Source organism: Pseudomonas sp. BF-RE-22, assembly GCF_019956155.1.
Taxonomy (GTDB): Bacteria; Pseudomonadota; Gammaproteobacteria; order Pseudomonadales; family Pseudomonadaceae; genus Aquipseudomonas; species Aquipseudomonas migulae.
Genome location: NZ_JAHBDD010000054.1, coordinates 1 through 21,617 on the forward strand (window position 1 = coordinate 1; position 21,617 = coordinate 21,617).

Sequence of the window (21,617 nt, forward strand, 5' to 3'; positions counted from 1 at the left end):
GCTTTTGATCTTGAGGTACACGCCCCCTCGAGAGGCCGAGCGCAGGTTCTGCGCAGTGGGCAACCCGGCATGGATGCCGGGTTAGCCGCCCCCGGCCATGGATGGCCGATGGCGGCGGGCCCACGGAGCAGGACCGGAGCGAGGGCATGGCGAGCATTAGCGAGCCACCGAACGAAAGGGGCAAAAGCGCTTTGGTTACTTTCGCGCTTTCCGAAAGTGACTCGCCGTAAGGGCGAAACCGCCAGCCGCCATCACCGCAGCAACGGATATGCCCCCCAACAAACCCATCCCCCCATCAGCCAGAAATCCATGCGCCCGAGAGGTACCTCCTTGGAGGAATAGGCTCATCAAGGATTCCGGTTCAGGCTTGGGCCCATACCCTCATCTACGGGAAAACCTGGACATGGCCCATCTGGCGCAACGCACATTTGAACCCCTGAACATTGCCGTGCTGACCATCAGCGATACACGCACCTTCGACACCGACACCTCAGGACAGACCCTGACCGATTTGCTGCAAACCGCCGGGCATGTGTTGATCGATCGTGATCTGGTCAAGGACGATATCTATCAGATCCGCGCCACCGTTTCCCGGTGGATCGCCGACCCCGAAGTACAAGTTGTGCTGATGACCGGCGGCACCGGTTTCACCGCTCGCGACAACACGCCGCAAGCTGTCTTGCCGCTGCTGGACAAGCACGTGGAAGGCTTCGGCGAATTGTTCCGTCAGGTGTCCCTGGAGGAAATCGGCATGTCCAGCCTGCAATCCCGGGCACTGGCCGGCATGAGCAACGGCGTGCTGGTGTGCTGCGTACCCGGTTCGCCGGGTGCCTGCCGGACGGCCTGGAACAAGATCCTGCTCGAACAACTGGACAGTCGCACCGGCCCCTGCAATTTCGCCCCGCATTTGAAACCTCAGGCCCAACGCAACATTGATGCCTGCGAGACACGCTCATGACCGGCCGGGTGTGCGACCTCGGCAACCTGATGCCGGTGGACGAGGCCATCAGCCGCCTGCTCGATCAGGCACCGCCGCCGCCCCTGGTGCAAATGATCCGCCTGGATCAAGCGATGGGGCGCGTGCTGGCAGCGGATATCCATTCCCCGGTGAACCTGCCGGCCTGGGACAACAGCGCCATGGACGGTTACGCCCTCAGGGCCGTCGACCTGCCCGAGGAGGGTGGCTGGCTGTTGATCGGCGGGCGAATTGCGGCGGGGGATCAGGCGTGCGCACCGTTGCTCGCGCAACAAGCGGTGCAGATTTTTACCGGTGCACCCTTGCCACAGGGCGCCGACACCGTCGTGCCGCAAGAGCGTTGCCGGGTCGACGGCGAGCGTGTCTGGTTGCCGCCCGCAAGCGTTGGCGATCACGTGCGCAAAGAGGGTGAAGAAGTTCGTCGCGGGCACCTGCTGCTCAAGGCGGGAAAGCGCCTGCGCGCACAGGAAATCGGGTTGCTGGCTGGCGCCGGAATTGCGCGGATCGAAGTCTATCGACCGTTGCAGGTGTGTTTGCTCAGCAGCGGCAATGAACTGCGCGAGCCGGGCGATCCCTTGGCGCCGGGACAGATCTACAACAGCAATCGCTACTGCCTGGCGGAGCTGTTGCGTGGCTGGGGCGTCGAGGTGCATGACTACGGCGTGATGGCCGATGAGCTGGCAGCCAGTCGGCACGCCTTGAGCCTGGCGTCGTCGGAATGCGACCTGTTGCTGAGCAGCGGCGGCGTTTCGGTCGGCGAGGAGGATCATCTCAAGCACGCCATCGAGGAACTGGGCAGCGTCGATTTCTGGCGCATCGCCATGCAGCCGGGCAAACCGCTGGCCTTTGGCGAAGTGGCGGGCAAACCGTGGATCGGCGTACCCGGCAATCCTTCGGCGGCACTGATTACCGCGTTGGTGGTGGTGCGACCGTTCTTGCTCCGGGCCCAAGGTATGACGGACGTGATGCCACGGCCACTGGCCGTGCCCGCCGGGTTCGACTGGTTGCAACGCAACAAGCGCCGGCAATACCTGCGAGCCAGGTTGACGCCCGGCGCCGGCGGCCAGTTGAGCGTGGAATTGCACCCTCAGCAAAGCTCGGCGATGTTGACGGCCGCGTGCTGGGCTGACGGGCTGGCAGTGATCGACTGCGAGCAGCAAGTGCTCAAGCACGACAACGTGATGTTCCTGTCCTTTGCCGACCTGATGCAGTGAGGGCAATTGATTGCCGTCAAGGCAGTGCCTGCCGGTCTGACTAGACTGGCAGCGCCGCTTTTTTCATGAGGATTACCCATGCAACTGGTCTGCCCGGCAGGGAACCTGCCTGCGCTCAAAGCGGCGGTGCGCCAAGGCGCCGATGCCGTGTATGTCGGCTTTCGCGATGACACCAACGCCCGGCATTTCGCGGGGCTGAACATGGACGACAAACAGTTCGACGCCGCCGTCGCCCACATCCGTCAGCATCAACGCAAACTCTATGTCGCCGTCAACACCTACCCGCAACCCAAGGGCTGGGAGCGCTGGCAGCGGGCGGTGGACCGTGCTGCCGATTTCGGTGTGGATGCGCTGATCGCCGCCGACCCCGGGGTGCTCAACTATGCCAGTCAGCGCCATCCGCAATTGGCGTTGCACCTCTCGGTCCAGGGCTCGGCGACCCACGCCGCCGCGTTGGCGTTTTACGCGCAGCGCTACGATATTCGGCGCGCCGTGCTGCCACGGGTGTTGTCGTTGGCGCAGGTGCGCCAGGTGGCCGCCAGCAGCCCAGTGCCCATTGAAGTCTTCGGCTTCGGCAGCCTGTGCATCATGGCCGAAGGGCGTTGCCACCTGTCGTCCTACATCACCGGCGAGTCACCGAACCTGTGCGGCGTCTGTTCGCCGGCCAAGGCGGTGCGCTGGAGCGAGGACGCCGAAGGGTTGAGCGCGCGGCTCAGTGAAGTCCTGATCGACCGCTACACCCCCGACGAACCGGCCGGTTACCCGACCTTGTGCAAAGGCCGTTTCCTGGTCGACGGCAAACGCTTTCATGCCCTGGAAGAACCCACCAGCCTCGACACCCTGGACCTGCTGCCGGAGCTGACGGCCATCGGCGTCGAAGCCGTGAAAATCGAAGGCCGCCAACGCAGCCCGGCTTATGTCGAGCAAGTCACCCGGGTCTGGCGCGCCGCGCTGGATGCCCATCGCGGTGCGCCGGGTGCTTTTCGGGTCAAGGAAGAATGGCGTCAGGTGCTGGCCGGGTTGTCCGAGGGCAGCCAGACCACCCTGGGTGCTTATCATCGATCATGGCAATGAGGGGACGCGACATGAAGCTCAGCCTGGGACCGGTCCTGTTTTATTGGGACAAGGAGCAACTCAGCAACTTTTACGCCGAAATGTCGGCCATGCCCCTGGACGTGATTTACCTGGGGGAAACCGTGTGCTCGAAACGCCGGGCCTTTTCACTGGATCAGTGGCTGGGACTGGGGCGCGAGTTACAGGAGTGCAGCCGGGCGCAGTTGGTGATCTCCAGTTTGACGCTGATCGAAGCGGCGTCGGAACTTTCCAGCCTGCGTCGCCTGTGTGACAACGGCCAACTGTTGGTGGAGGCCAATGACATGGGCGCGGTGCAGTTCCTCGCCGAGCGCCAGTTGCCGTTCGTGGGTGGCCCGGCCCTCAATCTGTACAACGGCCACTCGCTGGCGCAGCTGCTCGACTGCGGAATGACCCGCTGGGTGCCGCCCGTGGAGTGTTCGGCGGCGCTGATCCGCGACGTGATCGGGCAGGTCCGTGAACTGGGCCGAGCGGTGCCGGAAGTTGAAATTTTCGCCTATGGGCATTTGCCCCTGGCCTATTCCGCCCGCTGTTTCACTGCCCGCGCGGAAAACCGGCCCAAGGACGACTGCCAGTTTTGCTGCATCAACTACCCCGACGGCATGGCGCTGACCAGCCAGGAAGGGCAGCCGCTGTTTACCCTTAACGGTATTCAGACCATGTCGGCCGAAGTCACCAATTTGCTCGCCGATTATTCCGGGCTGGTGGACTGCGGCGCCGATCTGTTGCGCCTGAGCCCGCGTGCGCAGGGCATGGCCGAGGTGATTGACAGTTATCAGCGGGTTCGTTCGGGCGAGATGCCGCCGTTGTTTGTCGAAGGGTGTAATGGCTACTGGCATGGCCAGGCCGGCATGTTGCGCGTCGAGGAGGTTGGCCTGTGCTGAACCGAAAAAAGTGGCTGCTCAAAGGTGCCGACCGGTTGTTGCCGCTGGTGCGTCGGGTGCCGTTTGCCGTGCAGCGCCTGGCGTTGCAGCAGGCGCTCAATCGTTGCCTCGCCGAGCCGTTGCGTGATGGTGAGTTTGAGGTGTTGCGCGGGCGTTGGTTGTGTTTGCGGATTCCGGATCTGGGGTTGTCCTGGTACTTGACGCTCAGTCGCCAGGGGTTGCGGATTGCCGAGCATGCTACGGCGGCGGTGACGATCAGCGGGAACTGGCGTGAGTTTTTACTGTTGGCCAGTCGTCAGGAGGATCCTGATACGCTGTTTTTTCGTCGGCGTCTGGTGATTGAGGGCGACACAGAATTGGGGTTGGCGTTGAAGAATTTGATCGACAGTCTTGATCCTGATGTGTTGCCGGTCTGGTTGTGGCGGAATCTGGAGCGGGCGGGGAAGGGGCTGGCGGCGGGGTGATCGGTATTGCTTGCCGGCGATGGCTGTGTGTCGAGTTTTTTGATGGTGTACATATCCGTTGCTGCGGTAACGGCCGCTTATGGTTTCGCCCTTACGGCGAGTCCCTTTTTCAAACGCCAAAAAGGAACCAAAAGGCTTTGCCCCTGACGTACGGCCCTTCGCCTAGGCTCAGGGTACCCTCGCTCCGGTCCTGCTCCGTGGGCCCGCCGCCATCGGCCATCCCTGGCCGGGGGCGGCTACCGCGGCATCCTTGCCGCGGTGCCCACTGCGCAGAACCTCCACTCGGCCTCCCGACGGGGCAGATCAAAATCAAAAGCCAAAGCAAAGCAAAAACGAGGCGGCCTGCCAGCCGACCTGTCTCTATGATCGTACGCATTCCCCTGTAGGAGCCGGCTTGCTGGCGATAGCGTCCGTTCAGTCAATAAATATGTTGGATGACCCACCGCTATCGCCAGCAAGCCGGCTCCTACAGTTGATCGGTGTCATGCCCGCGTATCGGATTCGCATGACGATGCTGCAGGGGCTTTGTGGTTGATCTGAGATGTCAGGCGTACACATTCCCTGTAGGAGCCGGCTTGCTGGCGATGGATGTCAACGATAACGCGGGCTGTCTGAATGAACGCGGTGCGCAGACGTTTTTCGCCGGCAAGCCGGCTCCTACAGGGGGCACGTACGTTTTTGATTTTCACCACTCATCAGGCCGAGCGTTAGCTCGCCTTCAGCTTTTGATCTGAGCGCCCCCTCGAGAGGCCGAGTGGAGGTTCTGCGTAGTGGGCAACCCGGCATGGATGCCGGGTTAGCCGCCCCCGGCCATGGATGGCCGATGGCGGCGGGCCCACGGAGCAGGACCGGAGCGAGGGGACCCTGAGCCTAAGCGAAGGGCCGAACGAAAGGGGCAAGAGCCCTTGGTTACTTGGGGCTCTTCCAAGTGACTCGCTGTAAGAGCGAAACCATTAGCGGCCGTTACCGCAGCAATGGATATGTACACCTGAAAAAAAATCGGCGCCTGACACAAAGCCATCGCCGGCAAGCCGGTCTCGCTCCTACATTTGATCCGCGCTGCTCTCAAGTCATATGTTCAGAGACTTGATGCTGCCGGGTATCACTGACAATCAACCCCCTGATCCCCTCAAACAACTCATCGCTCTGCGCCTCGGTGCAATCCTCGCCATAACGCTTACGCAACCCGTAATGACTCAGAATCAAATGCACATCCGCATGCAAACCATGCTGCTTCAGACAGTTCTCGACACATTGCAGCGGGCAACCATCCAGCGCAAAAATCCGCCGCCCCGACCGCGCCTTGTTGACCAGCGCGGCCACATGCCCGCCGACACCGGCAATGCAGGACATTTCAGCAACGCCACTGCGATCCAGGCGCACAGCCAATGTGTTGGCCAGTTGCGCAACATTGGAACAGCCGGAACAGGCATAGACCAGAGGCAAAGTCGAAGGGGGCATTGATGCTCTCCGTTGATGGGGTGTTCAAGTGTGCAAGGCACAGGGCATTGCGCATTGATGGCAGTCAATTCCGGTTACTGGAACGCCGCCAGGTCCTCTTCCGCGAGGATGCTGATGTGGCGTCGCTCCATGGCGATCAGGCCGCTGTCCACCAGGCGATGCAAAATCCGCGAAAAGGTTTCCGGCTGAATCCCCAGCTTCGACGCCACCAGGCGTTTGGACATCTGCAAGACAATCTGGCCGGTGACCGGGTTGCGTTCCTGAAACAGGAAATTGATCACCCGACGGCTCGCGCTCGCCATGGTCAAGGTGTCGATGTCCCGCAGCCGCAAGTGCAGGTGCACGCTCATACTCGCCAGAATCGCCAGGCAGACTTTCGGCTGGTCCTCCAGCGCATTGCGATAGTGGGTGCCCTCGATGCTGACCAGCACGCTGTCCTTCAACGCGGTGGCGCTCACCGGGTAGAGACGGGCCTGGCTGAACAGCAGCGCTTCGGCAAAGGTTTGCCCGGGCTGGATGATCTCCACCAGGTTTTCCTGGCCTTCGCCAGTGAGCCGGTACAACTTGACCTGGCCGCTGACCAGCAGAAAAAAGCGTTTGGCCGGATCGCCCTGATGCATGAGCGTGCTGTGACAGGGCAGGCGCTTGAGCATGGCCAGGGCACAGACTTCCTCGAAGACTTTCTCCGGCAATTGGCTGAACAGATGATGACGACGCAACGTTAAAACGATGGAAGGGTGGGTCAGCATGGCGTACCTCCGCTGACGGTCATAGTAGAGAGCGCAGGCCGGTTGACCTATGCCTCTGCAGGCCTACCTCCAAGGAGGCATGGCCGTCAGCCCGCACTGCGCAGATGCTCCATGGCCCACACCGCCGCCTCGACCCGCGAGCGTAAACCGAGTTTGTGCAGCAGGTTCTTGACGTGAACCTTGACCGTCCCTTCGGTGATGCCCAGCTTGTGCCCGATGACCTTGTTGCTGAAGCCGCTGGCGATGGTTTTCAACACCTGGCGTTCGCGGTCGGTCAGTTCAACCACCGCCTGGCGTGGCGGCGAGCGCAACGCCTGGGCCATGACCTGGGTCAGGCCGGGGCTGATGACCAATGCACCGTCCAACGCTTCGCGGATGTACTGGATCAACAGTTCGGGCTCCATGTCCTTGAGCAGATAACCGTCGGCATCCAGGCGCAACGCGTCGCGAATATCGTCTTCGGCGTCCGACACGGTGAACAGCAACACTTTGCCGGTGTAGTGCATCGCGCGCAGTCGACGCAGGGTTTCAATGCCGTTCATTTGCGGCATGTTGTTGTCGAGCAACACCAGGTCCGGTTGCAGCGGTTCGATCAGGCTGAGCGCTTCCTCGCCATGGTTGGCTTCGCCGACGATCAGGAAGTCATCTTCGAGTTCGAGCATTTGACGGATGCCGCGACGCATCATGGGATGGTCGTCTACCAGCAGGATTCTATGGTGTGGGGACGGGTTCATGTGACGCTACCTTCTGTGTGCTGTCCGAGAAATTCCGGGTGGAATTCCAGCTGGACGAGGGTGCCTTGAGGCTCCCTGGAAAATATGTGCAAGTGGCCGCGCAAGCTCCGCGCCCGCTCATCCATGATGTTCAGGCCGTGATGTTCGCGCTGGTCGACGTCGCCGCTGAAGCCGCGCCCGTCATCCTCGACCGAAAGCCTCACGGTTTCGCCGTCCTGACGAAGTTCCAGCCAGGCGTTTTGCGCGTGAGCGTGGCGCAGGCAATTGGAGAGCGCCTCGCGGGTGATCTGCAGGATGTGGATCTGCTCGCTGGCCGAGAGCTGAAAGGCCAGCGCATCGACGTGCAGGTGCACCTGGAATTCGCCACGACGGGAGAATTCTGCGGCAGTGTCCTTGAGCTCCTGCACCAGCCCGGCATCGTGAATCTGCAAGCGGAAAGTGGTCAGCAGTTCGCGCAATTGGCGGTAGGCATTGTTCAGTCCTTCGCGCAATTCGGCGGTGACGTTTTCCAGGGTCTGCACCGGTTCGCCCCGGCGCATCAGGGTCTGCATGCGGCTGACTTGCAGCTTCATGTAGGACAGGGCCTGGGCCAGTGAGTCGTGCAGTTCGCGGGCGATGATCGTGCGCTCTTCCAGCAACAGCAGCCGATGATCCTGTTCCCGTTGGCGCTTGAGTGAGAGCGAAGTGCCGATCAGGTTGGCCAGGGCCTGGATCAGTTGGGTTTCCCAGGCTTGCGTGGGGTGGCCGTCGACAAAGTAAGCCTTGAGTTCACCCAGTTCGCTGCCCTGGTTGCTGATGCTGAAGGATTGCGGCGTCGCGTCGTGGTGTTTCTGGCACGTGGCGCAATCGCTGCTGGCGCAGACGTCGCGGATGTTGGCGCCATGCAGGGCGATCAGTTGCTGGGCAGGTGCCTGCGCCTGGCCCTGCAAACACAGCGACAGGCGCAAGCCCGGCAGGCGTTGCTGGAAGCGTCGGATCAACTCGTCCAGCCCTTCGGCATTGGCCAGGCGCGTGGCCAGGCTGCGGCTGCTTTGATACAGCAGCTCCAGCGCAGCGTTGGCCTGTTGCAGGTTCAGGGTTTTTTGCCGGACCTGACTTTCCAGCGTGCGGTGCGACTCTTCTATCGTTTCGGCCATGGCGTTGAAGCTCGTGGCCAACTGGCCCAGTTCGTCCTGGGACTGATGGTTGACCCGCACCTTGAAATCACCGCGTCGAAAGCGCTGGGTTGCGTCCACCAATTCCTTGAGGGGCGTGACGACGCCGTACTGCAACTCGTACAAACCGATCAGCAGGACAATCATGGTGGTGAACAGCGCCATGCCCTGGATCACTTGTTGCCAGCCCTGCTTTTGCTCGCTCTGGCGCTGGAGCAGGCTGACGAACTGGTTCAGTTGCTCAACGAACGGCCGGGCCTGGGCTTGAAACGCCACGGCATCGCCGCGTTCCAGCGCCGGGCGCAACGCTTCGTTCCATTGTTGCTGGAGTTGCCCATAGCTGGTTTGCAACGCGGTGGTCGGGCCATCTTCCAGCACGGCCTTGAGTGACTGGCTGTTGAGGCGACGTTGCAGGCTTTCAGTGATGCCGATGATTTCTTCATCGGTGGCACCGGCGGCGAGTTTCCAGCTCAGGTGGTAGGTTTCCATGCGCACCGAGCCCGCGGTATTGATGGCGGCGGCATCACCCTGGCTGAACCAGGCGATCAACCCGGCGCTCAACGAGCTGGCGAGCGCGAGCACGGCGATCAGGATCACCGCGAGCCCGGCGCGGGCGGGCAGGGAGCTGCGCAACCAGCGAATCATCGGCGCAGGTCCCGGGGGTAAAGCAGAAAGCAGAGCATGTACAGCTCCAGAGTGAGGTTGTTTGTTATGGCCTCTTCGCGGGCAAGCCTCGCTCCTACAGGATTGGGGCCGGCTGCCGAAAATGGGAACGACTTCCATCCTGTAGGAGCGAGGCTTGCCCGCGAAGGCGATCCAGAGGCGCGCTACCTCTAAAGAGTTGTCGACGGCTCCCTGTCGACAGAACACTGGGTGGAAAAAGTTAAAACGCTGATAAACAAGGGGTTTTAAGCATTCTCCGGTCTACCTCCTTGGAGGTAGGCAGTGCAAGCATAGGCTTGGGCCCGCTTGGGCTTCGTTGACGTGGATCAAGTTTTTACGGGGTTGCTCTCTCTAGTCTGCCGCCATGGCTAACTGACTGGAGAGCATTGTGACCCAACCCCGTGTACGACAAGGCCTGGTGCTGGGCATGAGCACGCTGGCCTTCACTGTATGTTTCATGGTCTGGATGATGTTTGCCGTGCTCGGGGTGCCGATCAAGGAACTGCTCCAGCTCAACGAAACCCAGTTCGGCCTGCTGGCCGCGACCCCGGTCTTGACCGGCTCGCTGGTGCGTTTGCCGCTGGGGCTGCTGACCGACCGCTTTGGCGGGCGCAGCGTGTTCTTTCTGCTGATGCTGTCCTGCGTCGCACCGCTGTACCTGATCAGCCACGCCACCGCTTATTGGCAGTTTTTGCTGCTGGGCCTGTTCGTCGGTTTGGCCGGCGGCTCGTTCTCGGTCGGGATTGCCTACGTCGCCAAGTGGTTCGACAAAGAGAACCAGGGCTTCGCCATGGGCATCTTCGGCGCCGGTAACGCCGGGGCGGCGGTCACCAAGTTTCTCGCCCCGGCCCTGATCGCCGCCGGCAGTTGGCAGCTGGTGCCGAAAGTCTTCAGCGCCATCCTCTTTATCACTGCGCTGTCGTTCTGGTTCCTCAGTGCCGAAAACAAGGACCACCGCAGTGCCTCGGGCGCCACGCTGCGTGAGCAACTGCGTTCGCTGAAAGATCCTGCGGTGTGGCGCTACTGCCAGTACTACTCGATCGTCTTCGGCGGTTATGTTGCCCTCGCGCTGTGGATGACCAAGTACTACGTGCAGGAATACGGTTTCAGCCTGCAAAGCGCGGCGCTGCTGGCGGCGTGTTTTTCCCTGCCCGGTGGCGTGCTGCGTGCCGTCGGCGGCTGGATGTCGGATCGCTGGGGCGCGCAAAGCGTGACCTGGTGGGTGTTGTGGGTCAGCTGGATCTGCCTGTTCCTGCTCTCGTACCCACAGACCCAACTGCAAGTGCAGACCATCAACGGCACCGTGGATTTCCACATCGGCCTCAACCCCGCGCTGTTCACCGTGCTGCTGTTCGTCATGGGCATTGCCTTCGCGTTCGGCAAGGCCTCGGTCTTCAAATACATCGCCAATGACTACCCGAAAAACATGGGCGCGGTGTCCGGCATCGTCGGTCTGGCCGGTGGCCTGGGCGGTTTCGTGCTGCCGATCATGTTTGGCGCCCTGGTGGACCTCACCGGCGTGCGCTCGTCCTGCTTCATGTTGATGTACGGCGTGGTCTGGGTCTCCCTCACCTGGATGTACTTCAGCGAAATGCGCAAAAGCCCGGTGCTTGGTAAAGCGCCGACGCTGACCCCGTCCCCGATTTCCAGCATTGCCCAAGGAGAACAACATGTCCGTTCTGCAAAAGCCTGAAAAAGGGCCGGTCATTCATGACTGGCGCCCCGAGGACCCTGCGTTCTGGGGAAGCAGCGGCAAACAGACCGCCACGCGCAACCTGTGGATCTCCATTCCCGCGCTGCTGTTGGCCTTCGCGGTGTGGATGGTCTGGAGCACGGTGATCGTGCGCCTGAACGCCATCGGCTTCACCTTCACCACCGACCAGTTGTTCTGGCTGGCGGCGTTGCCGGGCCTGTCCGGCGCGACCTTGCGCGTCTTCTATTCCTTTATGGTGCCGATCTTCGGTGGCCGGCGCTGGACCGCCCTGAGCACCGCATCGTTGCTGGTGCCATCGATCTGGATGGGCTTCGCGGTGCAGGACCCGGGCACCCCGTACAGCGTGTTCGTATGGATTGCCTTGCTCTGCGGTTTTGGCGGCGGCAACTTCGCCTCGAGCATGTCCAACATCAGCTTCTTCTACCCAAAGTCCCAGCAAGGCACGGCCCTGGGCCTCAACGCCGGGTTGGGTAACCTGGGCGTCTCGGTGATGCAGTTCTGCGTGCCGCTGGTGATCACCTTCGGCGTGTTCGGCGTCATGGGTGGCAATCCGCAAACCCTGCCGGACGGTGGCCAATTGTGGCTGCAGAACGCCGGGTTCATCTGGGTGCCGTTCATTGTTCTGGTGACGGTGCTGGCCTGGTTCGGCATGAACGATTTGTCCAGTGCGCGGGCCTCGTTCAGCGAGCAAGCGGTGATCTTCAAACGCAAGCACAACTGGCTGATGTGCTGGTTGTACCTGGCGACTTTCGGTTCGTTCATCGGTTTTTCCGCTGCGTTTCCATTGCTGATCAAAACCTCGTTCCCTGATGTGATCGCGCTGAAATTCGCCTTCCTCGGCCCGTTGGTGGGTGCGCTCGTGCGTCCATTGGGCGGCTGGCTGGCGGACAAGCTCGGCGGCGCAAAAGTGACCTTGTGGAACTTCGTCGCGATGATCGTGATGGTCTTCGGTGTCATGCACTTCCTGCCGCAGAACGGTACGGGCGGCAACTTCTACGGCTTCCTCGGCATGTTCATGCTGCTGTTCATCACCACCGGCGTGGGCAACGGCTCCACCTTCCGCATGATCCCGGTGATCTTCCGCACCCAGCATGAAAAAGCCGCTGCCGGAAAATCTCCGGCCGTACGTGAACAAGCACTCAAGAATGCCGGCAAAGAGTCCGCCGCCGTCCTGGGCTTCAGTTCGGCCATGGGCGCCTTCGGTGCGTTCTTCATTCCCAAATCCTTCGGCACTTCGATGGCCCAGACCGGCGGACCGGAGATGGCCTTCTACATGTTCGTCGGTTTTTACCTGAGCTGCATCGTCGTGACCTGGTGGTGGTACGCGCGCAAAGGCGCCGCGACACCCTGCTGAGACGACCCGAATCCAACCATTGCGTGGGCGGGGCACAGAACCCCGCAGCAAGCCTGAGAGGACTACACCGTGAGTCATTTACTGGATCAATTGCGGTTTTTCAATCGCAAGCAAAACGAGTTTTCCGAGGGTCATGGAGAGACCCGCAAAGAGTCGCGCGACTGGGAGAACGTCTACCGTTCGCGCTGGCAGTACGACAAGATCGTGCGTTCCACCCATGGGGTGAACTGCACCGGGTCTTGCTCGTGGAAGATCTACGTGAAGAACGGACTGATCACCTGGGAAACCCAGCAGACCGACTACCCGCGTACCCGCAACGACCTGCCCAACCATGAGCCTCGTGGCTGCCCGCGCGGCGCCAGTTACAGCTGGTACATCTACAGCGCCAACCGGCTCAAGTACCCGAAAATCCGCAAGCCGTTGCTCAAGCTCTGGCGCGATGCGCGCCAGACCATGGCACCGGTCGAAGCCTGGGCCAGCATTGTCGAGGACAAGGCCAAGGCCGACTCCTATAAAAGCAAGCGCGGCATGGGCGGCTTCATTCGTTCCAGCTGGGACGAAGTCAACGAGATCATCGCGGCGTCCAACGTCTACACCATCAAACAGTACGGCCCCGACCGGATCGTCGGGTTCTCGCCGATCCCGGCCATGTCGATGGTCAGCTACGCCGCAGGTTCGCGTTACCTGTCGCTGATCGGCGGTGCCTGCCTGAGCTTCTATGACTGGTACTGCGACTTGCCACCGGCCTCGCCGATGGTTTGGGGCGAGCAGACCGACGTGCCGGAATCGGCCGACTGGTACAACTCCAACTACATCATTGCCTGGGGTTCCAACGTTCCGCAGACCCGTACCCCCGATGCGCACTTCTTCACCGAAGTCCGTTACAAGGGCACCAAGACCGTGGCGATCACTCCGGACTATTCGGAAGTCGCCAAGCTCACCGACCTGTGGCTGAACCCCAAGCAGGGCACCGACGCGGCGCTGGCGCAGGCCTTCAACCATGTGATCTTCAAAGAATTCCACCTGGACAAACCGAGCGCCTATTTCACTGACTACGCCAAGCGTTTCACCGATCTGCCGGTGCTGGTGCTGCTCAAGCAAATGGCCGACAAGGCGCCGGGCGCCGGTTACCAGCCGGACCGCTTCCTGCGTGCCAGCGACTTGACCGACAACCTCGGCCAGGAAAACAACCCGGAATGGAAAACCATCGCCCTGGATACCAGCGGCGAACTGGTGTCCCCTCAGGGCTCCATCGGTTATCGCTGGGGCGAGAAGGGCAAGTGGAACATTCTGCCGCGTGAAGGCGGCGAAGGTCGCGAGATCGATCTGAAACTGAGCCTGATCGGCGATGACGTGGCCGAAGTGGCGTTCCCGTATTTTGCCGGCGAGTCCCACGAGCACTTCCAGCACGTGGCCGGCGATGCCGTGCAATACCGTCGTGTGCCGGTGCACAGCCTCGTTCTGGCTGACGGCAGCGTGGCCAAAGTCGCCACCGTGTTCGACCTGTCGGCCGCTAACCTGGCGATCGACCGTGGCCTGGGTGGCGAAAACGTCGCCAAGGATTACAACGACGCCTCGGTGCCCGGCACTCCGGCCTGGCAGGAGCAGATCACCGGCGTCAGCCGCGAGAAAGCGATCCAGATTGCCCGTGAGTTTGCCGATAACGCCGACAAGACCAAGGGCCGCTCGATGATCATCGTCGGCGCGGCGATGAATCACTGGTACCACATGGACATGAACTACCGCGGGCTGATCAACATGCTCATGCTCTGCGGGTGTGTCGGTCAGACCGGTGGCGGTTGGGCGCACTACGTCGGCCAGGAAAAACTCCGTCCGCAATGCGGCTGGCTGCCCCTGGCGTTCGGCCTGGACTGGAACCGTCCGCCACGGCAAATGAACGGCACCAGCTTCTTCTACGCCCACAGCTCGCAATGGCGCCACGAGAAGATGAGCATGCACGACGTGCTCTCGCCATTGGCCGACAAGTCGCAATTCCCCGAGCATGCGCTGGACTACAACATCCGCGCCGAACGCGCCGGCTGGCTGCCTAGCGCACCGCAACTCAACACCAACCCGCTGCACATTTGCCGTGATGCCGCTGCTGCCGGCATGGAGCCGAAAGACTACGTGGTCAAGTCGCTGCAGGACGGTTCGCTGCGCTTCTCTTGCGAGCAACCGGACAGCCCGGTGAACTTCCCGCGCAACATGTTCATCTGGCGTTCCAACCTGCTGGGCTCCTCGGGCAAGGGCCACGAGTACATGCTCAAGTACCTGCTCGGCACCAAGAACGGGGTGATGAACGAAGACATCGGCCAGGTCGGCGACTGCAAACCGGAAGAAGCCGAATGGGTGGACGAGGGCGCCATCGGCAAGCTCGATCTGGTGACTACGCTGGACTTCCGCATGTCCTCGACCTGCGTCTATTCCGACATCGTCTTGCCGACCGCGACCTGGTACGAAAAAGACGACATGAACACCTCGGACATGCACCCGTTCATTCACCCGTTGTCGGCCGCGATCGACCCGGCGTGGGAATCGCGTTCCGACTGGGAAATCTACAAAGGCATCGCCAAGGCGTTTTCCAGCATGGCCGAAGGGCACCTGGGCGTCGAAAAGGATCTGGTGACCATTCCGCTGATGCACGACAGCGTCGGCGAACTGGCCCAGCCGTTTGGCGGCACCGACTGGAAAAGCGAAGGCGTGGCACCGGTGCCGGGTAAAAACGCACCGAACCTGCACGTGGTCGAGCGCGACTACCCGAACATCTACAAGCAGTTCTCGTCCCTCGGGCCATTGCTGGAGAAACACGGCAACGGCGGCAAGGGCATCAACTGGAACACCGAGGCCGAAGTGAAGTTCCTCGGTGAGCTCAACCACCACGAACGGGACGCCGGTATCAGCCACGGCCGTCCGAAAATCGACTCGGCCATCGATGCAGCGGAAGTGATCCTGTCGCTGGCACCGGAAACCAACGGTCACGTAGCGGTCAAGGCCTGGGCCGCGCTGTCGGAATTCACCGGCATCGACCACAGCCATCTGGCGGTGGGCAAGGAGCATGAGGCGATTCGCTTCCGCGACATCCAGGCGCAGCCACGCAAGATCATTTCCAGCCCGACCTGGTCGGGTCTCGAAGACGATCACGTCAGCTACAACGCCGGTTACACCAACGTTCATGAAGCCATTCCATGGCGCACCATCACCGGTCGTCAGCAGTTCTACCAGGATCACCCGTGGATGCAGGCGTTCGGCGAGCAACTGATGAGTTACCGGCCGCCGGTCAACACCCGGACCATCGCCGGGGTGAAAGGCAAGCGCAGCAACGGCCACAAGGAAATCGTCCTGAACTGGATCACGCCGCACCAGAAGTGGGGCATCCACAGCACCTACAGCGACAACTTGCTGATGCTGACCTTAAGCCGTGGCGGCCCGATTGTCTGGCTGTCGGAGAACGACGCGAAAAGCGCCGGCATCGAGGACAACGACTGGATCGAGTGCTTCAACGCCAACGGTGCGCTGACCGCCCGTGCGGTGGTCAGTCAGCGGGTCAAGGACGGCATGGTGATGATGTACCACGCCCAGGAACGGATCGTGAACGTGCCCGGATCGGAAACCACCAAGACCCGTGGCGGCCACCACAACTCGGTGACCCGCGTCGTGCTCAAACCGACCCACATGATCGGTGGCTATGCCCAGCAGGCCTACGGTTTCAACTATTACGGCACGGTCGGTTGCAACCGCGACGAGTTCGTCGTGGTGCGCAAAATGTCCAAAGTCGACTGGCTCGATGGTTCGTCCGGTGATGACCTGCCGCGTCCTCTGCCGACCGATATCGAGGAGAACTGAGATGAAGATTCGCTCACAAATCGGCATGGTGCTGAACCTGGACAAGTGCATCGGTTGCCACACTTGCTCGATCACCTGCAAAAACGTCTGGACCAGCCGTGAAGGCATGGAATACGCCTGGTTCAACAACGTCGAAAGCAAACCCGGGATCGGCTACCCGAAAGAATGGGAAAACCAGGACAAGTGGAAGGGCGGCTGGATCCGCAATGCCAACGGCTCGATCAACCCGCGCATCGGCGGCAAGTTCCGCGTGTTGGCCAACATCTTTGCCAACCCGGACCTGCCGAGCCTCGACGACTACTACGAGCCGTTCGACTTCGATTACCAGCACCTGCACACCGCACCGCTGGGCGAGCATCAGCCGACGGCGCGCCCGCGCTCGCTGGTCTCCGGCAAGCGCATGGAGAAAATCGAGTGGGGCCCGAACTGGGAAGAAATCCTTGGCACTGAATTCGCCAAGCGTCGCAAGGACAAGAACTTCGACAAGATCCAGGCGGACATTTACGGCGAGTACGAAAACACCTTCATGATGTATTTGCCGCGCCTGTGCGAGCACTGCCTCAACCCGGCGTGTGCGGCATCGTGCCCGAGCGGGGCGATCTACAAGCGTGAAGAAGACGGCATTGTCCTGATCGACCAGGAAAAATGCCGCGGCTGGCGCATGTGCATCAGCGGTTGCCCGTACAAGAAAATCTACTTCAACTGGAAAAGCGGCAAGTCCGAGAAGTGCATTTTCTGCTACCCGCGTATCGAAGCCGGGATGCCGACCGTGTGCGCCGAAACGTGTGTCGGTCGTATCCGTTACCTCGGCGTGTTGCTGTACGACGCCGACCGCATCAGCGAAGTGGCGAGCACCGCCAATGAGCAGGATCTGTACGAGAAACAACTGGAGATCTTCCTCGACCCGAATGACCCGGCGGTGATCCGTCAGGCCCTGGCAGACGGTGTACCGCAGTCGGTGATCGATTCCGCCCAGCGTTCGCCGGTCTACAAAATGGCCGTGGACTGGAAACTTGCGCTGCCGCTGCACCCGGAATACCGCACCTTGCCGATGGTCTGGTACGTACCGCCACTGTCGCCGATTCAAAACGCCGCAACCGCTGGCACCGTTGGCATGAACGGGGTGATTCCGGACGTCGACAGCCTGCGTATTCCACTGAAGTACCTGGCCAACCTGCTGACTGCCGGCGATGAAAAACCGGTCAAGCGTGCGCTCAAGCGCTTGCTGGCGATGCGTGCCTACAAGCGTTCCGAGCAAGTCGATGGCGTGCAAGACCTGCAAGTACTGGCAGACGTCGGTTTGAGCGTGGACCAGGTCGAGGAAATGTACCGCTACCTGGCCATCGCCAACTATGAGGACCGCTTTGTGGTACCGACCGCCCACCGCGAAGACGCCATGAGCGACGCCTTTGCCGAACGCTCCGGTTGCGGTTTCAGTTTCGGCAGCGGTTGCAGCGGCAGCTCCGACACCAACATGTTCGGCGCGAAAAAGGCCAACCGTCGCGACGTCCTGAAAACCGTGCAGTTGTGGGAGGAATGAGCATGCAAATTCTCAAAGTGATTTCGCTGCTGCTCGATTACCCGACCGAAACGCTGATCAGCGGCCGTGACGAACTGGAGCAGGCGATCATTCAGTCGCGTGAAATCAGCCCGAAGCAGCGCGGTGCGTTGTTCGAGTTGCTGGAGCTGATCTGCGCCAATGACCTGATGGACGGGCAGGAGCACTACGGTGCGCTGTTCGGTCGGGGGCGCGCGCTCTCGTTGCTGTTGTTCGAACACGTGCACGGTGAGTCCCGCGACCGTGGCCAGGCCATGGTCGACATGATGGCGCAGTACGAAGACGCTGGTTTTGCCATCGGCGTCAAAGAGCTGCCGGACTACATCCCGCTGTACCTGGAGTTTCTGTCCACTCGCGAAGACATCGAGGCCCGCGAGGGCCTGGCGGATGTCTCGCACCTGCTGGCCTTGCTCGCGGCGCGTCTGGAGGAGCGTGAAAGCGCCTACGCCAGTTGCTTCCGGGCGCTGCTGCAGATTGCCGGCTCCGAACCGCATCAGGCCGTGGCCGACCTGCGTGAGCAGGTCGCGGCGGAAGTGCGCGACGACTCGCTCGAAGCCCTCGACAAAATCTGGGAAGAGGAGGCCGTGGACTTTCTCCAGGCCGAACAGCAGGACCGTTGCGGTTCGCTGCCAAGCGCGCCGGGCAAGGCCCGGGAAGAAAGCGCGGTGCCGTTGCACTGGGTGGATTTTCAGCATGAAGGACTGGCCTCCGCGCCAGTCCAGGAGGTAGGCAATGTCTAAATGGAACCTGTTGTTGTTCGGGATTTATCCCTATATCGCTTTGGCCATTTGCCTGATCGGCAGTTGGGCCCGCTTCGACCTGTCGCAGTACACCTGGAAGGCGGGCTCCAGCCAAATGCTCAACCAGCGCGGCATGCGCGTGGCGAGCAACTTCTTCCACATCGGTGTGTTGTTCGTGCTGGCCGGGCATTTCGTCGGCCTGCTGACGCCTGCGTCGGTTTATCACCATGTCATCAGCACTGAGAACAAGCAGTTGCTGGCGATGGTGTCCGGCGGGTTCTTCGGCCTGTTGTGCCTGATCGGCCTGCTGATGCTGGTCAACCGGCGCCTGAGCGACCCTCGGGTCCGCGCCACGTCCAGTACGTCGGACATCCTGATTCTGCTGGTGCTATTGGCGCAGTTGCTGCTCGGTCTGCTGACCATCGTTGCGTCCACCGCGCACATGGACGGTTCGGTGATGGTGATGCTCGCCGACTGGGCGCAGAACACCGTGCTGTTGCGGCCGACGGAAGCGGCGGCCTCCATCGCGCCGGTCGGGCTGACCTACAAGCTGCACGTGTTTCTCGGCCTGACCCTGTTTGTGCTGTTCCCCTTCACCCGTCTCGTACACGTGATCAGTGCACCGGTCTGGTACCTGGGACGCCGTTATCAAATCGTTCGGCAGAAATTCTGAGGAGACAATCATGTCAGGTGGATGTGGATGTGGCGGTGGTAACGGCGGCAGCGGTGGCTGCGGATCTTCCAAACAAGTAGAGGTTGCGGTGCCGGACGATGTCGCACCGTTTGAAGAGCTCGCGGTTGAGCCTGCGGCGGCCGATGACGCCCCGGCGCAGTTGATCGCCAGCAGTGAGCAGGAATGGCCGATCATCAGCGTCAACGAGGTGGTGATCACCCCGGAAGCGATGGCCCAGGAGCTGCAGTATCACCCGGCCGAAAGCCGCGAAGAGGCGGTGTATCTGGCCGCCAAGGCGCTGGTGATCCGCGAGTTGTTGCAGCAGCGCATTGCCGAACTGGGCGTGTCGCTGGAGGTCGGTGCCGGTGAGAACGAAGAAGAAGCCGCCACGCGCTTGTTGCTCGAGCGCGAGGTGATCGTGCCGCAATGCGACGAACAAACCAGCCTTCGTTACTACGAAAACAATCGCGGGCGCTTTCACAGCGCGCCGTTGCTGGCGGTGCGGCACATCCTGCTGGAGTGCGCGCCGGACGATGCCGAAGCCCGCGAGCTGGCGCATGCCCAGGCAGAAGTCCTGCTGCAACGGCTGGAAGACTTCCCCGGCAGCTTCGCCGAGCTGGCGGTGAAATATTCGGCCTGCCCGTCGAAGGCACAAGGTGGTTCCCTGGGGCAGATCAGCAAAGGCCAGACCGTGCCGGAACTGGAGCGGCAGCTGTTCACGCTGGCACCGGGGCTGGCCAGCAAACCGTTGGAAAGTCGTTATGGCTGGCATGTGGTCAGTGTCGATCAGCGGATCGAAGGCATGCCGTTGCCCTATGAAGCGGTGTCGACGGCGATCCGCACGCAGTTGCAGCAGGGCGTCTGGCAAAAGGCCCTGGTGCAATACCTGCAAACCCTGATTGGCGCGGCGGATGTTCGCGGTATTCATTTGCAGGGCGCTGACTCACCGCTGGTGCAGTGAGCCTCAAGGCTAACCGGGAGATGTGATGAACGCTGTGATGCAGGATGGTTTTGGGCGGCAGATCGATTATCTGCGGATGTCGGTGACGGACCGGTGTGATTTTCGTTGTGTGTATTGCATGGCGAAAAACATGACCTTCCTGCCGCGTCAGCAGGTGCTCACGCTGGAGGAATTGCAGCGTCTGGCAACGTTGTTCGTCGGATTGGGCGTGCGCAAGATTCGCCTCACCGGCGGCGAGCCGTTGATCCGTCCCGGCATTGTCGATCTGTGTCGCAACATCGCCGCGTTGCCCGGTTTGCGCGAATTGGTGATGACCAGCAACGGCTCGCAGCTGGGCCGCCTGGCGCGGCCGTTGGTGGAGGCGGGTGTTAAACGGATGAACATCAGCCTCGACAGCCTGGACGCGCAGAAATTTCGCGCGATCACCCGCAACGGCGATCTCGATCAGGTGCTGAGCGGCATCGAAGCGGCGCGGGATGCGGGGTTTGAGCGAATCAAGCTCAACTGCGTGGTGATGAAGGGGCGCAACTTTGATGAGGTCCCGGCGTTGGTGCAATACGCCATCGACCAGCGCATCGATATCAGTTTTATCGAAGAAATGCCGCTGGGCGACGTCGGGCGATCACGGGGCGAATCGTTTTGTTCCAGTGATGACGTGCGTACGTTGATTGCTCAGCGTCATCGCTTGCTCGACAGCACGGAAAACAGCGGCGGGCCGGCGCGTTATGTGCGCCTGGAACGCCATCCCGAGACCCGGATCGGTTTCATTTCACCCAACAGTCACAACTTCTGCGGTACTTGCAACCGGGTGCGGATGACCGTGGAAGGCAAGCTGCTGTTGTGTCTGGGGCAGGACGATGCGCTGGATTTGAGAGGGTTGCTGCGGCGTTATCCGCTGGATGACCAGCCGGTGATCAATGCGGTGCAAAAGGCTTTGCGCGGTAAACCGCTGCGCCACGATTTCACTCCGGAGGGGGATGTGCAGATTGTTCGGTTCATGAATATGAGTGGTGGTTGATTTGCCGCAAATCCAATCGCCGAGTTTCTGATGGTGTACATATCCATTCCTGCGGTAACGGCCGCTAATGGTTTCGCTTTTACAGCGAGTCACTTGGAGAAGCGCCAAGTAACCAAGCGCTTTTGCCCCTGTCGTTCGGTGCCTCGCTCCGGTCCTGCTCCGTGGGCCCGCCGCGATCGGCCATCCTTGGCCGTGCGCGGCTAACCCGGCATCCATGCCGGGTTGCCCACTGCGCAGAACCTGCGCTCGGCCTCTCGAGGGGGCGACTACCGCCACAGCCGCCGAGGCGGCCTGAAAGCCGACCTGGCTCTTTGGTGCACGCGTTCCCTCATTCCGGATATGTACACCTATCCCCTGTAGGAGCC

At 61.4% G+C, this 21,617-nt stretch carries 17 protein-coding genes; 13 read left to right on the forward strand and 4 right to left on the reverse strand.

Annotated features, from left to right (window positions below; genetic code table 11):
• Positions 1–403: 403 nt before the first annotated feature.
• The 5 genes from moaB (at position 404) to KGA82_RS22550 (ending at position 4,630) form a co-directional block, all read left to right on the forward strand.
• Entirely contained in the window at positions 404–958 is a 555-nt protein-coding gene (gene moaB, locus KGA82_RS22530) for a molybdenum cofactor biosynthesis protein B (protein WP_008034780.1), read from the forward strand.
• On the forward strand, positions 955–2,190 hold the full coding sequence (gene glp / locus KGA82_RS22535; RefSeq protein ID WP_223452573.1) for a gephyrin-like molybdotransferase Glp: 1,236 nt from the start codon (positions 955–957) through the stop codon (positions 2,188–2,190). The genes moaB and glp overlap by 4 nt, the downstream gene beginning before the upstream one ends.
• Before the next feature lie 78 nt (positions 2,191–2,268).
• The gene (locus KGA82_RS22540) at positions 2,269–3,264 is read left to right on the forward strand and encodes a peptidase U32 family protein (RefSeq protein ID WP_008034782.1); all 996 of its coding nucleotides are present in this window, start codon (positions 2,269–2,271) and stop codon (positions 3,262–3,264) included.
• 11 nt (positions 3,265–3,275) lie between these two features.
• Positions 3,276–4,166 (forward strand): U32 family peptidase, encoded by an 891-nt coding sequence (locus tag KGA82_RS22545; RefSeq protein ID WP_192226468.1) that lies wholly within the window; start codon positions 3,276–3,278, stop codon positions 4,164–4,166.
• Positions 4,160–4,630: an SCP2 domain-containing protein gene (locus KGA82_RS22550; RefSeq protein ID WP_008044144.1), complete on the forward strand. Its 471-nt coding sequence runs from the start codon at positions 4,160–4,162 to the stop codon at positions 4,628–4,630. The genes KGA82_RS22545 and KGA82_RS22550 overlap by 7 nt, the downstream gene beginning before the upstream one ends.
• A 1,065-nt stretch (positions 4,631–5,695) precedes the next feature.
• Here KGA82_RS22550 and KGA82_RS22555 read toward each other — a convergent pair.
• The 4 genes from KGA82_RS22555 to KGA82_RS22570 all read right to left on the reverse strand — a co-directional run bounded on the left by KGA82_RS22555 (position 5,696) and on the right by KGA82_RS22570 (position 9,373).
• A complete protein-coding gene (locus KGA82_RS22555) occupies positions 5,696–6,091 on the reverse strand; it encodes a putative zinc-binding protein (protein ID WP_223452574.1) in 396 nt (131 codons plus the stop codon).
• A 74-nt stretch (positions 6,092–6,165) separates the two neighbouring features.
• Complete coding sequence (locus KGA82_RS22560; protein ID WP_008030978.1) at positions 6,166–6,840, reverse strand: Crp/Fnr family transcriptional regulator; 675 nt, start codon at positions 6,838–6,840, stop codon at positions 6,166–6,168.
• 86 nt (positions 6,841–6,926) lie between these two features.
• Positions 6,927–7,574 carry a two-component system response regulator NarL gene (gene narL, locus KGA82_RS22565; protein WP_192226472.1) on the reverse strand — a complete coding sequence of 216 codons (648 nt, stop codon included), beginning with the start codon at positions 7,572–7,574 and terminating at the stop codon, positions 6,927–6,929.
• Positions 7,571–9,373 (reverse strand): HAMP domain-containing protein, encoded by a 1,803-nt coding sequence (locus KGA82_RS22570; RefSeq protein ID WP_223452575.1) that lies wholly within the window; start codon positions 9,371–9,373, stop codon positions 7,571–7,573. The genes narL and KGA82_RS22570 overlap by 4 nt, the downstream gene beginning before the upstream one ends.
• 406 nt (positions 9,374–9,779) lie before the next feature.
• On the opposite strand from KGA82_RS22570, the gene KGA82_RS22575 reads away from it, so the two are divergent.
• The 8 genes from KGA82_RS22575 to moaA all read left to right on the forward strand — a co-directional run bounded on the left by KGA82_RS22575 (position 9,780) and on the right by moaA (position 21,252).
• Positions 9,780–11,084 (forward strand): MFS transporter, encoded by a 1,305-nt coding sequence (locus tag KGA82_RS22575; RefSeq protein ID WP_008030986.1) that lies wholly within the window; start codon positions 9,780–9,782, stop codon positions 11,082–11,084.
• The gene (locus KGA82_RS22580) at positions 11,062–12,459 is read left to right on the forward strand and encodes a NarK family nitrate/nitrite MFS transporter (protein ID WP_008043731.1); all 1,398 of its coding nucleotides are present in this window, start codon (positions 11,062–11,064) and stop codon (positions 12,457–12,459) included. Before KGA82_RS22575 ends, KGA82_RS22580 begins: the two co-directional genes overlap by 23 nt.
• A gap of 69 nt (positions 12,460–12,528) precedes the next feature.
• Positions 12,529–16,302, forward strand: coding sequence for a nitrate reductase subunit alpha (locus tag KGA82_RS22585; protein WP_008043732.1), 3,774 nt, complete (start codon positions 12,529–12,531; stop codon positions 16,300–16,302).
• Position 16,303: 1 nt separating this feature from the next.
• A complete protein-coding gene (gene narH / locus KGA82_RS22590; RefSeq protein ID WP_008030993.1) occupies positions 16,304–17,842 on the forward strand; it encodes a nitrate reductase subunit beta in 1,539 nt (512 codons plus the stop codon).
• A gap of 2 nt (positions 17,843–17,844) precedes the next feature.
• On the forward strand, positions 17,845–18,600 hold the full coding sequence (gene narJ, locus KGA82_RS22595) for a nitrate reductase molybdenum cofactor assembly chaperone (RefSeq protein WP_008030997.1): 756 nt from the start codon (positions 17,845–17,847) through the stop codon (positions 18,598–18,600).
• Positions 18,593–19,273, forward strand: coding sequence for a respiratory nitrate reductase subunit gamma (narI, locus tag KGA82_RS22600; RefSeq protein WP_008030998.1), 681 nt, complete (start codon positions 18,593–18,595; stop codon positions 19,271–19,273). Before narJ ends, narI begins: the two co-directional genes overlap by 8 nt.
• Positions 19,274–19,283: 10 nt before the next feature.
• Positions 19,284–20,234, forward strand: a complete 951-nt coding sequence (locus KGA82_RS22605) for a peptidylprolyl isomerase (RefSeq protein ID WP_223452576.1) — start codon at positions 19,284–19,286, stop codon at positions 20,232–20,234.
• Positions 20,235–20,259: 25 nt separating this feature from the next.
• On the forward strand, positions 20,260–21,252 hold the full coding sequence (moaA, locus tag KGA82_RS22610; protein WP_192226482.1) for a GTP 3',8-cyclase MoaA: 993 nt from the start codon (positions 20,260–20,262) through the stop codon (positions 21,250–21,252).
• Positions 21,253–21,617 lie beyond the last annotated feature (365 nt).